The sequence below is a fragment of the Lewinellaceae bacterium genome, assembly GCA_020636135.1.
Classification (GTDB): domain Bacteria; phylum Bacteroidota; class Bacteroidia; order Chitinophagales; family Saprospiraceae; genus JAGQXC01.
Genome location: JACJYK010000001.1, coordinates 854,240 through 869,211, shown reverse-complemented (window position 1 = coordinate 869,211; position 14,972 = coordinate 854,240). Strand labels below are relative to the sequence as shown.

12 protein-coding genes are annotated in these 14,972 nt (G+C 45.9%); 11 read left to right on the top strand and 1 reads right to left on the bottom strand.

The annotated features are described in order from the left end of the window. The first annotated feature begins 255 nt into the window (after positions 1 to 255). The 9 genes from H6570_03265 (at position 256) to H6570_03225 (ending at position 11,607) form a co-directional block, all read left to right on the top strand. Entirely contained in the window at positions 256 to 3,648 is a 3,393-nt protein-coding gene (locus H6570_03265; GenBank protein ID MCB9318276.1) for a ThuA domain-containing protein, read from the top strand. Between the two features lie 116 nt (positions 3,649 to 3,764). After that, positions 3,765 to 4,862, top strand: a complete 1,098-nt coding sequence (locus H6570_03260; protein MCB9318275.1) for an MBL fold metallo-hydrolase — start codon at positions 3,765 to 3,767, stop codon at positions 4,860 to 4,862. Between the two features lie 282 nt (positions 4,863 to 5,144). After that, complete coding sequence (locus H6570_03255) at positions 5,145 to 5,435, top strand: hypothetical protein (GenBank protein MCB9318274.1); 291 nt, start codon at positions 5,145 to 5,147, stop codon at positions 5,433 to 5,435. A gap of 62 nt (positions 5,436 to 5,497) precedes the next feature. Further along, positions 5,498 to 6,046 (top strand): DUF4287 domain-containing protein, encoded by a 549-nt coding sequence (locus H6570_03250; protein MCB9318273.1) that lies wholly within the window; start codon positions 5,498 to 5,500, stop codon positions 6,044 to 6,046. Between the two features lie 336 nt (positions 6,047 to 6,382). Next, positions 6,383 to 6,847, top strand: coding sequence for a hypothetical protein (locus H6570_03245; GenBank protein ID MCB9318272.1), 465 nt, complete (start codon positions 6,383 to 6,385; stop codon positions 6,845 to 6,847). A gap of 57 nt (positions 6,848 to 6,904) precedes the next feature. Beyond that, complete coding sequence (locus H6570_03240; GenBank protein ID MCB9318271.1) at positions 6,905 to 7,906, top strand: zinc-binding dehydrogenase; 1,002 nt, start codon at positions 6,905 to 6,907, stop codon at positions 7,904 to 7,906. 45 nt (positions 7,907 to 7,951) lie between these two features. Then, positions 7,952 to 8,701 carry a hypothetical protein gene (locus tag H6570_03235; GenBank protein MCB9318270.1) on the top strand — a complete coding sequence of 250 codons (750 nt, stop codon included), beginning with the start codon at positions 7,952 to 7,954 and terminating at the stop codon, positions 8,699 to 8,701. Positions 8,702 to 8,824: 123 nt separating this feature from the next. Then, complete coding sequence (locus H6570_03230) at positions 8,825 to 9,583, top strand: SDR family oxidoreductase (protein ID MCB9318269.1); 759 nt, start codon at positions 8,825 to 8,827, stop codon at positions 9,581 to 9,583. A 341-nt stretch (positions 9,584 to 9,924) separates the two neighbouring features. Next, the gene (locus H6570_03225) at positions 9,925 to 11,607 is read left to right on the top strand and encodes a hypothetical protein (protein MCB9318268.1); all 1,683 of its coding nucleotides are present in this window, start codon (positions 9,925 to 9,927) and stop codon (positions 11,605 to 11,607) included. 68 nt (positions 11,608 to 11,675) lie between these two features. Here H6570_03225 and H6570_03220 read toward each other — a convergent pair whose 3' ends face one another. Further along, complete coding sequence (locus H6570_03220) at positions 11,676 to 13,094, bottom strand: serine hydrolase (protein ID MCB9318267.1); 1,419 nt, start codon at positions 13,092 to 13,094, stop codon at positions 11,676 to 11,678. Between the two features lie 301 nt (positions 13,095 to 13,395). Here H6570_03220 and H6570_03215 point away from each other — a divergent pair, with 301 nt between their 5' ends. Together H6570_03215 and H6570_03210 are read left to right on the top strand one after the other, a co-directional pair. Further along, entirely contained in the window at positions 13,396 to 14,280 is an 885-nt protein-coding gene (locus H6570_03215; protein MCB9318266.1) for a GNAT family N-acetyltransferase, read from the top strand. A 42-nt stretch (positions 14,281 to 14,322) separates the two neighbouring features. Then, entirely contained in the window at positions 14,323 to 14,721 is a 399-nt protein-coding gene (locus tag H6570_03210; protein ID MCB9318265.1) for a DUF1801 domain-containing protein, read from the top strand. Positions 14,722 to 14,972: the final 251 nt, after the last annotated feature.

Below are 14,972 nucleotides of genomic sequence, written 5' to 3'. Positions count from 1 at the left end.
TTATCTTCTCCAGGCTTGCTCCATCGCGATCTGGTATTCAATCCAAATCCATTCCTTTTGAATTTTACTGCCCCGCACGAATGTCGGTCTCCTCCTGCATTTCATCCACGAGCTGGCTGTGTACCTCGATCTTCGGTAAAATGGAGCAGGTGAATCGCCCTGAATTCCCTATTATTGTTGTGGTATGTGGTGGGTAAACTGGTAAGCCCTTGAACACTGCTGCTTCATCGAGTCAATAAAATCAACAGTATTAAAATGAAAAGGTCGCTGGTATTTCTTGTACTTATTCTGACATTTCTTCAATGGCAATGTTCCAAGACACCTGCAATTCGTTTGCTGGTCTTTTCAAAAACTGCGGTATTCCGCCACGAATCAATTCCTGCCGGCCAGGCGATGTTCTTTCAAATGGCTAAGGATCATGGCTTCACTGTTGACACTACGGAAGATGCCACTAAATTCACCCAGCAAAATCTAAAAAACTACAACGCTGTAGTTTTCCTGAACACAACCGGTGATGTTCTGAATCCAGAGCAAGAGCAGGAGATGCAACGCTATGTAGCCGCCGGCGGCGGTTTTATCGGAATACATGCCGCTGCCGATACAGAATACGACTGGCCCTGGTACGGCAAGCTGGTCGGCGCTTATTTCAACGGACACCCGAGCAATCCCAATGTCCGTGATGGTGCTTCCGATGTCGTCGTTAAAGACCACATCTGTACTTCGCACCTACCTGCACGATGGGAACGCACCGATGAATGGTACAACTACAAGAATATTAGCCCTGACATTCAGGTTCTGATCAACCTGGACGAATCGTCCTATGAAGGAGGAACCAATGGAGAGCAGCACCCCATAACCTGGATTCAGGAATATGGAGGGGGAAAGGTTTTCTACACCGGCATGGGCCATACCGATGAGACCTACAGCGAACCGGAATACATTCAGATGATCTGGGGCGCGGTCCAATATGTGACCGGCAACGGCCAGCTTCCCGACTACACCAAGCCTACTGTGGCCCCCGAGGAGAACCGCTTCACCAAAGTGGTACTGACCGACCATCTTGATGAACCGATGGAACTGGAATACCTTCCCGATGGACGATTGATCTGGATCGAACGCAAAGGCGACATCAAAGCTTACAACCCCGCTGATCAAAAAATCTCCACCATTACCCACATGACGGTACACCATGAACTGGAAGATGGCCTGCTGGGTATGGCCCTCGATCCAAATTATGCCAGCAACCACTGGATCTATTTTTATTACTCACCGGTAGGCAAAGTGGTCAATCGCTTGTCACGTTTTAATTTTGACGGTAAGACAATCGACATGGCTTCGGAGAAGGTCATCCTGGAAGTCAACACGCAGCGCGATGAATGTTGCCACTCAGGAGGAAGTGTTGAATTTGGAAATGACGGACAACTTTTCCTGTCGGTAGGAGACAATACCAACCCATTTGCGTCCGAAGGATACAATCCAAGCGACGAACGTCAGGGACGCAGTGCCTGGGATGCACAGCGTAGCTCCGGCAATACCAACGATTTACGCGGTAAGATCCTGCGTATTCATCCGGAGGCGGACGGCACCTATACCATTCCAGATGGCAACCTGTTTCCTAAAGACGGCAGTCAGGGAAGACCGGAGATTTTTGTGATGGGGTGCAGGAATCCATTCCGGACCTCCATTGATAAACATACTGGCTACCTTTACTGGGGGGATGTAGGACCTGACGCCAATAAAGACAGCATCGGCCGTGGGCCCCGCGGATACGATGAAGTTAATCAAGCCCGTAAAGCCGGCTATTTTGGCTGGCCATACTTCATCGGGAATAACTATGCCTATAACCGTTATGATTTTGCCACCGGAAAGTTAGGAGAACCACGGGATCCGATGGCTCCCGAAAACACATCACCAAACAATACCGGAGCTAAAATCCTTCCACCCGCTCAACCAGCCTACATTTGGTATCCTTATGCCAATTCACCTGATTTTCCGTTGGTCGGAACCGGCGGACGGAATGCCATGGCCGGTCCTGTATTCCACCTCAATGATTATCCGGACAACCCGGCACGATTCCCCGCCTATTACGATGGAAAATTGTTCACCTATGATTGGATCCGGGGTTGGATCATGTCGGTCACCATGGACTCCGCCGGAAACTTTGTGAGCATGGAACGATTTCTGCCCGGCATTCACTGGAACAACATGATCGACGTGGTCATGTCTCCACAGGGCGATATGTTCATGCTGGAATACGGGACCGTATGGTTTCACCTCAATCCGGATGCCCGGCTCGTTCATCTGACCTATACCGCAGGCAACCGGCCTCCTGTCCCTGACCTGACCGCAACAAAAGATGTTGGGGCAGCACCTTTGGTGGTCAACTTCTCTGCCGCAAAATCCAAGGACTACGATGGTGACAATCTGGAGTATACCTGGATGATCGGAGATCAGAAAGTATCCGGAAATGGAGCAACCATGACTCATAATTTTGCAGATCCCGGGATTTACGATGTAAAAATGACCGTCTCGGACAAGGCAGGAAATACCGCATCCTTAACCCAAACCATTCGTGTTGGTAACGAGCCGCCATCCGTCGCCTGGAAGCTGGATGGCAACCAATCGTTCTTCTGGGACAATGAACAACTGGGGTATCAGGTTGATGTGACCGACAAGGAAGATGGAAGCATAGCCTCAGGTATCGATCCGGCACACGTTATCGTTACCATGGACTACATTGAGGACGGAGCAGATATCAATAAAAGTGCCATTGATCATGCTTCCCAGGTTATGGCATCCAGTTTGATCCGTGGCAAAGAACTCCTTAATGGTAGCGACTGCATGACCTGCCATCAAATCGATATCGCTTCAATCGGCCCCAAGTATTTGGATGTTGCCGCAAAATATCACGGGGCTACCGATGCCGTTTCCTATCTGGCAGACAAAGTCATCAATGGAGGTGGCGGTGTATGGGGAGAGACTGCCATGGCAGCCCACCCGGCACTCAAAAAAGAAGAGGCTGAGCTTATAGTCCAGTATATTCTATCACTGGCAGACGAAAAACCCAAGGCTACTAATCTGGCCTCCAGCGGGAAGATAGACCTGAACAAGCAGAAACCCGGATTGCTCAACGACCGATACATTCTGATCGCTTCCTATACCGATCAAGGAGGTAATCAGGTCGGTCCTCTCGAAGCGCGCGATGTGGTCGTTTTAAGGCGTCCCACTATCCTTGCAGCAGCTTTCGATGCCGTAGATAAAGCACAAAAGTATGAGCTCAAAGCCGGGCAGGCTCCCGGGATCACTCAAGACATGGAGATCGTTATTGGTGCTTCCGGAGGGTATGTTGCATACAACGATATCGATCTGACCGGGATCGGCTCCATAACCCTGACCGGTAGTGCGCCGGCAAGCTTTATGGCTGGTGGTGTCGTGGATTTTCATCTTGACGCTGCGGATGGTCCGGTGATCGGTAGTGCAAATATCGAAACCAGGGATGGAATGGCTGCCGCTATGTTTAATAGGCCGGTTGCCATTCAAAAAACGGATGGCGTCCACAATTTGTATTTAACCTTTACTTCTGCTACGGGGGAAGGATCTGTGTGTACCTTAACCATGCTGTCGTTTGAGCCAGAGAAAAACATGTAATAAATAACCAAAAGTCAGGTACAAATAACCAGTAACCGTCACGCATCGAATACCGGCGGGGAAGTCATTCCTGTGATGTCTGTAGAAGGGTTTTCACATCAACGATGAATTGGACCATGGTTGTAATACTTTCTTTAACCGGAATCCTGATCACAGCTGTCTGGTTGTATATGCGCCAGGCCAAGTTCGGTAAAGATCCGCGAGGTCCGCATCTTGCCCGAATAGCTCATTCTCCAAACTTTCGAAAAGGGGCATTCCAAAATTTATCCGAAACCCCTGCACTTACCGAAGGGCACAATTATTTCAGCATTATATACGAGAACTATTTTAAGAACAAGTCGCGACAATATCCGAAAGACGAAATCCCGGCTATAAAAACCGACCTAAAAAACCTTCCGATTCATTCCAATATACTGGTCTGGTTCGGACATTCATCGTATTACCTCCAAGTCGACGGAAAACGGATATTAGTGGATCCTGTTTTTAGTGGCAACGCCTCTCCCCTGCCCGGAACCGTAAAATCATTTTTGGGCACCGATCGCTATTCGGCAGCCGACCTGCCGGACATCGATTATCTGTTGATTACGCACGATCATTACGACCATGTCGATTACGAAACCCTAATTGCCCTAAAAAGCAAAATCAAAACCATCCTGTGCGGATTAGGGGTAGGTTCCCATTTCGTACACTGGGGTTATTCCCCGGAAACAATTATCGAAAAAGACTGGTATGAAAAGGTGGAAATAGATACTGACTTTACTGTTTTTGTTGAACCGGCGAGGCATTTCTCCGGTCGAAAACTAACCAGAAACAAAACCTTATGGGTCTCTTATCTGCTTAAAACCCCGGGGATTTCCATATACCTGGGAGGTGATAGTGGTTACGATAAGCATTATGCGGCCATTGGAAGTAAATATACTCCGATCGATTTGGCCATATTAGACAATGGACAGTACGACAAAGCCTGGAAATACATTCATAACCACCCCGAAGACACCTTACAAGCGGCAATGGACTTAAAAGCAAAGCGGTTGTTTCCGGTTCATTCCTCAAAATTTGCATTAGCCGCACATGCCTGGGATGATCCGCTGAGAAGAATCAGTGACCTATCCAAATTAAACGGAGTACCTCTGGTCACTCCAATGATCGGCGAGCCCGTTGATCTAAATGATCCAAACCAGCAGTTTAAAGAATGGTGGAACACGGTTAGGTGACCAGAAGTCTCAGAATGCCTGCGTGGCCTTCGCCCCGGTAGATTGACCAATATGCGCTATCTTTATCATAAGTCGTGGACCTGATCACCGGTCTCAATGAACCCGAATAATATGATTGTACGCATAATAATTCCGGCAGTTTTCCTTTTCCTGAATCTCGCTGCAAATAGCCAGATTAATTTTCCATTATTTCTGGAAGGCACCTGGCAAATCGATGGAAAAAATACTTTTGAAACGTGGAAAAAAATATCCGGAAATCACCTTTAAGGATATTCGTTTGTCATGAAGGATTCTACAAAAATAATTACCGAGTCGCTGGAGATTTGGGTTAAAAATGGCAACCTGTATTATGCGGCTACAGTGCCGGATCAGAATGACGGTAAAACCGTTGTATTTAAGCTTGTACCTGGAAGTCTTACCAGCTATTCGTTTGAAAACCCGGAACATGACTTTCCCAACAAAATCATATACACCAACATCTCGGATGGAAAATTAATGGTAGAAGTTCTGGGCAACTCCGGAGCAGGCTTTACCCTGAACATGACCAGATTATCCATAAATTCACCAAATTGAATGCGTAAAGTACAGCAAACCAGTGTTTACAGGATTTCATCATAACAGAAAATAACAACACCATGGATAAAGCAACACAAACCATGATCGACAACCTGCACAAAAACACAGGGAAGACCTTGGAGGAATGGGTAGCCATTGTCCGCAAAGAACAATTTGCCAAGCACGGTGAGATCCTAAAATACCTAAAGACGGAGCATGGCTTTACCCATGGATTTGCCAATCTGGTGGCTATGAAAGCCCGGGAAGCAGATGCCGGTTCTGTGGAAAATAAAGACGAGCTCATCGAAGAGCAGTACAAGGGGAAAGAACACATGCGTCCGATTTTTGACAAACTGATGCAAGGGATCTTACTATTCGGCAAAGATGTCGAAGTAGCGCCCAAGCGGGCCTACGTGAGTTTACGGCGCAAGAAACAATTTGCTCTTTTGCAACCGGCTACAAAAACGCGATTTGAGGTCGGTCTGAACCTGAAAGAGCTTGAAAATCAGGGGAAACTGGCTCCCAGCTCCAACGCGATGTGTTCACATAAGATTAACCTTACCAGTATCGAGGATATTGACACGGAGGTAATAGACTGGCTCCGGGCAGCTTACGAACAGGCCGGTTAAAACAGGATAGATTTTATCCAATGAAGGCCCTGGTCAGGAGTAACTAGTATTGGGTCCATGGGAGGCGACAATTGGCCACCAAAAAGGAAACATACGAAAAATCCAACCCGTTAAATCAGCAGCTGATGGATGCCCTTTCGGTTTAGCCCGGTTTCAATAATCCCGAAATGATCATTCAGCTTGGCCAAGCATCCCTGGTTCTCTATGATGGATCGATCAGACTATAGTAGGACTAAATGCTGTCAAATGCTTCGATTCAACACGGAGCGGAGAAAATCCCACTTGGAAATCATATATTGAACATGTCCAGCAGCACCCTGAAAAACCAAATGATCAATGAATGCGAAAATCGAAAAATATGCCCAGATCTCGGAAATTGTGGGGGCTGTCGCGGTAGTCATTTCCCTCATCTATGTAGGAATCAGTATAAGGCAAAACACGAAAGCCGTACAAGTCGCTAATCATCAGGCTCTGGTGTCGATGGATATGGAAAAAAACGCCTGGTTCCGGGTGCCGGGATTCGCAGAAATCTATGAAATAGCACTGACGAACCAGGACTCTCTATTGCCTGCCCAGGTTATCCAGCTCAATACCTTCATTGCGGACATGTTTAATGCCTGGGAGTTCGCATTCATTACCTATCATAAAGGGGCCATGGAAGAAAAGATATGGCAAGGATGGAATGGCTATTACCAGAGCCAGCTGGATATCGACCCATTTTATCGATTCTGGGAAAGTCATAAATCAGGTTTCTCTAAGGAGTTTGCACGCTATATTGAGTCAGTAGAAACCGATCAGTAATACAGCCACAGAAGAAATTGGAATCAAATAGCTCCATCAGTTAAAAATAGCCAAACAATGGAAAACCGATCCCCTGACAAAATGAAAGCCTTATGGCTCACCGAATATGGAAAAAAGCCTGAGCTGAAGGTTTTAGATGTACCCAAACCGGACAAAAGGGAAGTCTTGATAAAAATTGCCGCGTCGCCTATCAATCCCTCCGATGCCATTTTTCTGCAGGGAAAATACCCAAACAAGAAATCCTTACCGGTTATTCCCGGCTTTGAAGCAAGTGGTCAGGTGGTAGCTACCGGCAATCATTTTCTTGCCAAACGCCTGCGTGGAAAAAATGTAGCTTGTTTTGCCCCGTTGACCGGCAATGGCTCCTGGGCAGAATACATGGTCACCGATTTTACGTTTGTGTCCCCATTAATGAAAGACCTACCGGTTGATCAGGGCTCCATGCTCATGGTTAATCCTACCACGGCGCTGGCCTTTATCGATATCTGTAAGAAAAATAATTATAAGGCGATGGTGAATACGGCGGCCGCCAGTGCATTGGGGAAAATGCTCATCAAAGCGTGTTCGGATGCAAAAATAACCCTCATCAATGTTGTTCACCGGCAGGAACAGGTGGAGCTGCTTGCCAAACTTGGCGCTGAATTCGTGTTAAACAGCAGTGATGCAGACTACCTTACTCAATTAAGAGCTATTTGCAAGCAGGAAAACGCTATGATTGCTTTTGACGCCATTGGTGGCTCCAGCACACAGGATCTATTAAGCGCCCTGCCCAAAGGTGGTGAAGTCCGCATTTATGGACGCTTGTCCGGGGATTTCTTTACCGCTGATGTGACCAATATCCTGTTTGAACGAAAACAAGTAAGCGGGTTCTGGCTGTCGGAATGGATAACCCGGCAACCGCTGCTTAAATTATTAAAGATTTTAAAAAATGCCCAAAAATTAATATCGTCCGGGCAGGAGATAATCATCCAAAAAAAAATCTCGCTGGATGAATTTGATGGTGGAATCGAAGATTATTTAGCCAACATGACCGCCGGTAAAGTATTGCTTTGCCCATAGGCTTCTAACAAACGAAGTCTTCCACCAGCAGATAAATTAATATCTATGAGCAATTTTATCAGAAATTTACGCCGGTTATGGCTGTCTGAAAATCGATTCAGTAAATACCTTGTATATGCTATTGGTGAAATTATTCTGGTGGTGATCGGGATCCTCATTGCCCTGCAAATCAATGAATGGAATGAAAGGAGGCAACACCATCAGGAAGAAAACAGGATATTACTAAGTCTTAAAAAAGATTTGATTAACGATACCTTACAATTAACCTATAACATTATAACAGCGAAAGACAGAACAGCACAAATTGATTCGGTCTACATTGCACTCAGTAACCCCCACCAGTTTACTTCAGGTAAGTTTCTTCGAATGGCCTATACATTGGCCAGCAGTAATGAATTCAATGTCAACAGCGGCACTTTTGATGAAAGTTTATCTTCCGGTTTCCTAAAATACATTCGTAATGATTTACTCCGTCAACAGATCTTCGAATATTACCGCATTTCCAAATTGAATGAAAACGACAAATATGCAACACAACAAAAATTCGATGTCGTTTTTCCGACCATGTTCAAAACCTTATCCACATCAAAAGATTTTTTTGATCAATTTATTGGACACCCCTCTGCATTCAAGCAGCTGGATATTGAAAGTTTATCCCGCAACATTGAATTTATTGCAGCAGTAAATCAGCGATATTCATCGGAGAAAAACCAGATTCAGCATTGGCATCATTTTATTACAATGAGCAAGAGTCTGATCTTTGCTATTGAAACGGAGCTTGAAATTTCTGATTAGCTCAGTCAAACAAAGCTATTGCTTTTTCCAACAGGTTCCTTTCCCTTCTTTTCTGATTAAGAATTGTTTAAACCAGAATTACTTCCAGATGTTTGATCTTTCAGGATCATCAATAGTCATACCATGAATGGAAATGCATTAAACCAAAAAGTCGCACTGGTGACCGGCGCCGGATCAGGCATTGGAAGGGCAGTAGCACTTGCTTACGCCAGGGAAGGAGCCTCCGTGATGGTTTCCGACATCTCTGATGAAGGAGGAAATGAAACGGTGGACCTGATAACCGCGGTCGGGGGCACGGCGGCCTATTTTCATGCAGACACTTCCACACCGGAGGACAACGAAGCGCTGTTAAAGGCCACCATCAAAAAATTTGGCAAACTGGATGTTGCCTGCAACAATGCCGGCATCGGAGGCGAAGCTGCCCTGACCGGTGATTACAGCCTCGAAAGCTGGAAAAAAGTTCTTGATGTCAACCTGAACGGTGTATTCTACGGATGCAAATATCAACTAAAAGCCATGGTGGACAATGGTAGTGGAGCTATTGTGAATATGGCATCCGTCCATGGTACCGTCGCAGCACCTTTATCCAGTGCGTACACCACCTCCAAACATGGATTGGTGGGACTCACCAAAAATATCGCAACGGAATACGGCGCTCTGAACATTCGGTGCAATGCTGTCGGACCCGGGTACATCCTTACTCCCCTCCTAGAAAAGCACGCTAATGACGAATTACTTGAACTTTTGAGACAAAGGCATCCTATCGGCCGCCTTGGTAAACCGGAAGAGGTCGCTGAACTGGTATTATTCCTAAGTTCCGATAAAGCATCCTTTATAACGGGTGGATATTATCTGGTTGATGGAGGATATACCGCAGTATAACACAGGTTTTAAGAGCTGTAGATATCCAATCATTTATTTTTTGAAGTCCCCGGAGCTGAAGAATGCGCTTCAGAATAAAAACATCAGATCTATTTTAGGTATTGAGTCCCATAGTCTTTTTGTTTGTCCACGGACCCCAATATTCAACATTTCCAGTGCGGATCGAAGTGATATTATTTGAGATTAAATATCCCGTACCTGTTCATCGGATTACCGGGTCCATGCGTTTTATTTCGTTCGATTGGTTAATGTCCCACGTGAATAAAGAAATTAACGTAAATTAGGTAGAGGCATTAAATGTGCTTCAGGCAATATTACTGTAAAGATCAATTTCATGGTACATGAAATATTCAATTCCATTTATCCTGGCAATTATCCTGATTTTATTGGGACCAATATCAAGATGCCATCAAAAAGTCAATAACCCCAATCCTGCCCTGAACCAAATCGAACTGCTTCGCGGAGATATCATCATGTGCAGCGGGAAAGACTTCGGAGAAGTAGATTTTGCCATGTCCTGCGACTATTCGGTCCGGGAAACTTTTGAGCTGGCTATATCGCTGTTGCATTCGTTTGAATACGATGAAGCGGAGAAGGCATTTGTACAGGTTATTGATGCCGATCCGAATTGTGCAATGGCCTACTGGGGAATCGCAATGAGCATCTACCATGCCTTATGGGAGCCGCCGGGACCGGAACAATTGAAGAAAGGTGAAAAGATCCTACAAATTGCTGCGACCATTCCAAAGACAGAAAGAGAGGCGGAATACCTTGCTGCCATCGGCGAATATTATCACCACTGGGAAAGCGCCGATCCGAAAACCAGAGCACAAAAAATGGCTGACAAAATGGAGGCCATCTATTTGAAATACCCGGACGATAACGAGGCTGCCATCCTCTATGCGCTGGCGCTAAATACCACCGCCGACCCTGCCGATCAAAATTTCACCAACCAGCGGAAAGCGGGCAGCATTCTCGAATCCCTTTTCTCAGACCATCCGAATCACCCTGGAATAGCCCATTACATCATCCACAATTATGACAATCCGGTATTGGCGTCCAAGGCCCTGGTCACTGCTCGCAAGTATGCGCAAATTGCTCCGGCTTCTGCGCATGCACAACATATGCCCTCCCATATTTTTACCCGATTGGGTCTATGGGATGAATCGATTGAGTCCAATTTAAACTCCATAGCTTCAGCAGTCTGTTATGCAGACCAGGCAGGATTTAATGCTCATTGGGATGAAGAATTACATGGCATGGATTACATTGTATACGCCTACCTGCAACGCGGCAACAATGGTCAAGCTGCTGCCCAAAACGATTACCTGAAAACTTTTGAAAAAGTATATCCCGTAAATTTTAAAGTTGCTTATGCCATGGCAGCTATACCCGCAAGAATGGTTTTGGAAAATAAGGATTGGAAAACCGCAGCAAATTTGACCCTGCCACCGATGGACTTCCCCTGGGAGCAGTTTCCCTGGCAAGCTTCCATCCTGCATTTTACCCGTGCACTCGGTGCTGCACATACCGGAGATCTCCAAGCAGCCTACTCCGAGCTCGCGCAACTTGACACGCTCCAGGCAAAATTATCCAGGGCGAATAATACCTATCAGGCCAACCAGGTCATGATTCAGTCACTGGCCGCTAAAGGCTGGATCAAGTGGGCTGAAGGCAATTTTGAAGAGGCCTTGAGCCTGATGGAAGATGCAGCAAACCGTGAAGACCATACCACCAAACATCCGGTGACCCCATGCGAAGTATTGCCTGCCCGGGAGCTTCTTGCCGATCTGCTCCTGACAATTGACCGACCGGAACAGGCACTAATGGCCTATCAAATGGATCTGAATACGCATCCAAACCGCTTAAATGGGCTTTATGGTGCTGCTGTATCTGCACTAAAACTGAATGATACCGAAGCAGCAAAAAACTATTACCAGAAGTTGGCAGATCTGGCTGGCGGCGAAGTGAGTGAGCGTTCAGAGATCGCTGAAGCATCGGACTACCTGTTTACCCATCAATAGAGATAACTGGCGTAATCCAAAACACAGAAGGAATGCCAACTTGCGACTCTAATCCTGCGGGCTGGCCATTAATTTTCCAATTTTTTTATGGCCTCAAGAGCAGAGGGCAGGTCAGGACGTATGGCGAGCGCCTGTTTGTACGCTTTCAGTGCGGCATTCCGGTCACCGCTTTTCAACAAAGCCTCACCGTAGCTGTCCCAGCAGTTGGCTATGTCCGGAAATAATTCAGTATTCAGTTTAAAGATCTGTAATGCCTCGGAGGTCATGCCGGAATACAGCAAATTGTAGCCGATCTGATTCAACCATACATCCCCGGGCTCACGATCTTCGGTGCCCGCAATGAGCTCCGCAAAGTGTTCCTTCAAATAGCCGATGCCCTGATCACGATAGGCTGAATAGAGTTGCGGAATCAGGGGAAGGGCCGGCGCAGTTGGTTCTTTCCCATCGATCAATCCGTAAATGGCCTTGCCCAGATTTTCGGCCACCGGCTCGTCCATGTTAGCCAATACAATGACATCAAGATGGCGTTGAATGTCCACCAACGCCAGAGCATTGGCACCTTCGAATCCACCGGCTACCGGAATGGCGCCACCATCTTTCTTCAACTGCTGGATAAAAGGATAAAAATCGTCGTATTGCTTTCCTGCCGGACTTACCATTTGATCTGAAAAGAAATAAGCCTCAACAAATTTGAACAAGTCTTCAACCGTCATGATAAAACCACCGGCAGGTGTCGGTATCAATAACAGATTCTCATTGTTTTCCAAGGATCCGAACATCGTCTTCATGTACCCGATCGCCCGGTTTGCCGTAACTTCCTTCTTTTCGTCAACCACCGTATGGGTCATGCCCAGAGGAATCACAATCCGATCCAGGATGTTCTGGTAAAATGGCTTACCAGTCACTTCCTCGATGATACCACCCAGCAACAGGTATCCTGCATTGCTGTATTGCCATTCTGTTCCCGGCTCAAAATCCAGCGGCATTTTACGAATCCTTTCGACCAGTGCAGGGATTGTCTGCTGGCTTTTTGGCAAATCAAAAAAGCCCGGCTCCTGCATATAATCTCCATAACCAGAAGTATGATCAATCAACTCTTTGACAGTCACTTTAGCGGCTGCTTCTTCGGGAAACCCATTCAGAAATTTACCCAAATGATCGTCCGGCTGTATCTTTCCTTCTTCGATCAACTGCATAACCAGAACTTTGGTAAACAGCTTATTGATGGATCCAATGTCAAAATACGTACCCAGGGTATTGGTTGTTCCTTTTTCCCGGTTGGATAACCCAAATGCCTTTTGATAGACCGGCTTACCATTTTCAGCCACAAGCACTACCCCGGAAAATATATCCAGGTCACGATACTGTTGTACCAGGGCATCAAGTTCTACGGCTAACTGCTCAGGATTTTCAATAGCCTGGCCAGACAGCATTTTGACACCGCACAGGTTTGTGATGACCAGAAATGCAATGGTGATTCTTCTCATTTGGTGTAATTTATCCTTCAAGGTTACGGTCAATTAACCAGGTTATCAAGTTCATGTGACCACGATCGGTTCATTTGGTACCAGCAGGGAGGTATTTGTGATGTCCCTGCACCCTGAACTTGTTCAATCCCAAAACAAAAATTGACTATCCTGCCCACTGATTTATAAGTATCTGTACATAAATTTATCATGAAAACACGTCAGGCTTGCGTAAATTATCATTATTTGGTTCCGGGAGTCCAGAAGAATTCATTAGACAAATCGGAAAAAAAGCACTGAATATTAAAACCTACTGGTGAGCATGATTAAAACCGAACGGCTTTACCTCAGCTTGCTGAATATGTCCGATCAGGAATTTATTCTTGAATTGGTCAATATGCCGGAATGGATCCGGTACATCGGTGACCGTAATGTCCATTCACTTTCGGATGCACAACTTTATATTCAAAATGCCAGGAACGACGCCGGATCGGATTACTGGACTGTGAAAAGGCATGGAGAAGAAGATCCCATCGGCATGATTACATTCATGAAGAGGGATTATCTGCCACATCATGATGTCGGTTATGCCTTTCTGTCTGCATACACCAATCAGGGTTATGCCCTGGAAGCCACCCGGGCAGTAATGGATTACATATTCCATGGTCAGACAATCGATAAAATTCTGGCTATCTCATTGCCGGACAATGAAAAATCGATCCGGCTACTCAAGCGAATGGGATTAAAAATTGAAAAGGAAATTGAAGTCAAAAAACAATTATTATCCGTTTATTCAATTTCAGCAGATCAATACAAAATTGACCAGCTTACAACTCGTTTTTTTAATCTTTTTACCAATACCAACCAACAAGTTCCTCCATTGCAGGAAATTTATTCCATTTGCCTGCCTGAAGCGAACATCATTAAATTCAGCTCGGGACAGACGGAAATATTTGACCTCAATGCATTCCTTAAACCCAGAGAATTATTATTAACAAACGGAACATTGACCGGATTCAGTGAATGGGAAATATCAGATGAAACCCGGATCAGTCATCATATCGCCCAACGTATTTCACGTTACGCCAAAAGCGGATGTCTCAATGGCAATGATTTTACTGGCTCCGGCACCAAACTATTTCAATTCGCAAAAGCCGGCCCGGATTGGAAAATCGCCAATGTAATTTGGGAGGATGACCATGTATGACACCATTTCCAAATCAGGATTACAGGATATGAAAAGGTTAACATGAATAAAATACTCAGATATACCGGTAAAGACCTTCAGAATATTGAATTGGAGGACTGGCTGAACCGGAAACCTGCCGAACTACGGCCTATCGCCAGCAAATGGATTAAGGTGATCCATCACTGCGGCCCGGATGTTCAGGGTATCTTTCATGATAATTATCCGATGGGCTGTGTGGACCATGCTCCATTCGCCTATGTCAATGTCTACAGTGCACATGTAAACGTCGGTTTCTTTTATGGGGCAACCCTGCCTGACCCATCCGGAATACTGGAAGGAACCGGAAAACTGGGCCGGCATATCAAACTCAGGCCTGATCAGGTATACGAGGAACAGGCCGTTAGACAACTCATCCAACTGGCTTACCAGGACATCCTGCAGCGCACAATCTGGGAATAGCATCCAGCTATTGCTTCCAGTATTTGTCTCCTACTTTTTTGGCACCCAACACCATCAGGGTCCGCTATAAAAATTTACTTTCCTTCCGACAAACCTGAAATCATTTTTGATATCTTTAATAGCAAGCCCCATAACCGCTGGAAACGCTTAATAAATGACTCGAAGAACAACCCTGCTTATTTCCGCAGCGATTGCATTCGGACTCGGATTTGCATTACGGTCCTCCTTGAACAATCAAACCACAAATACAA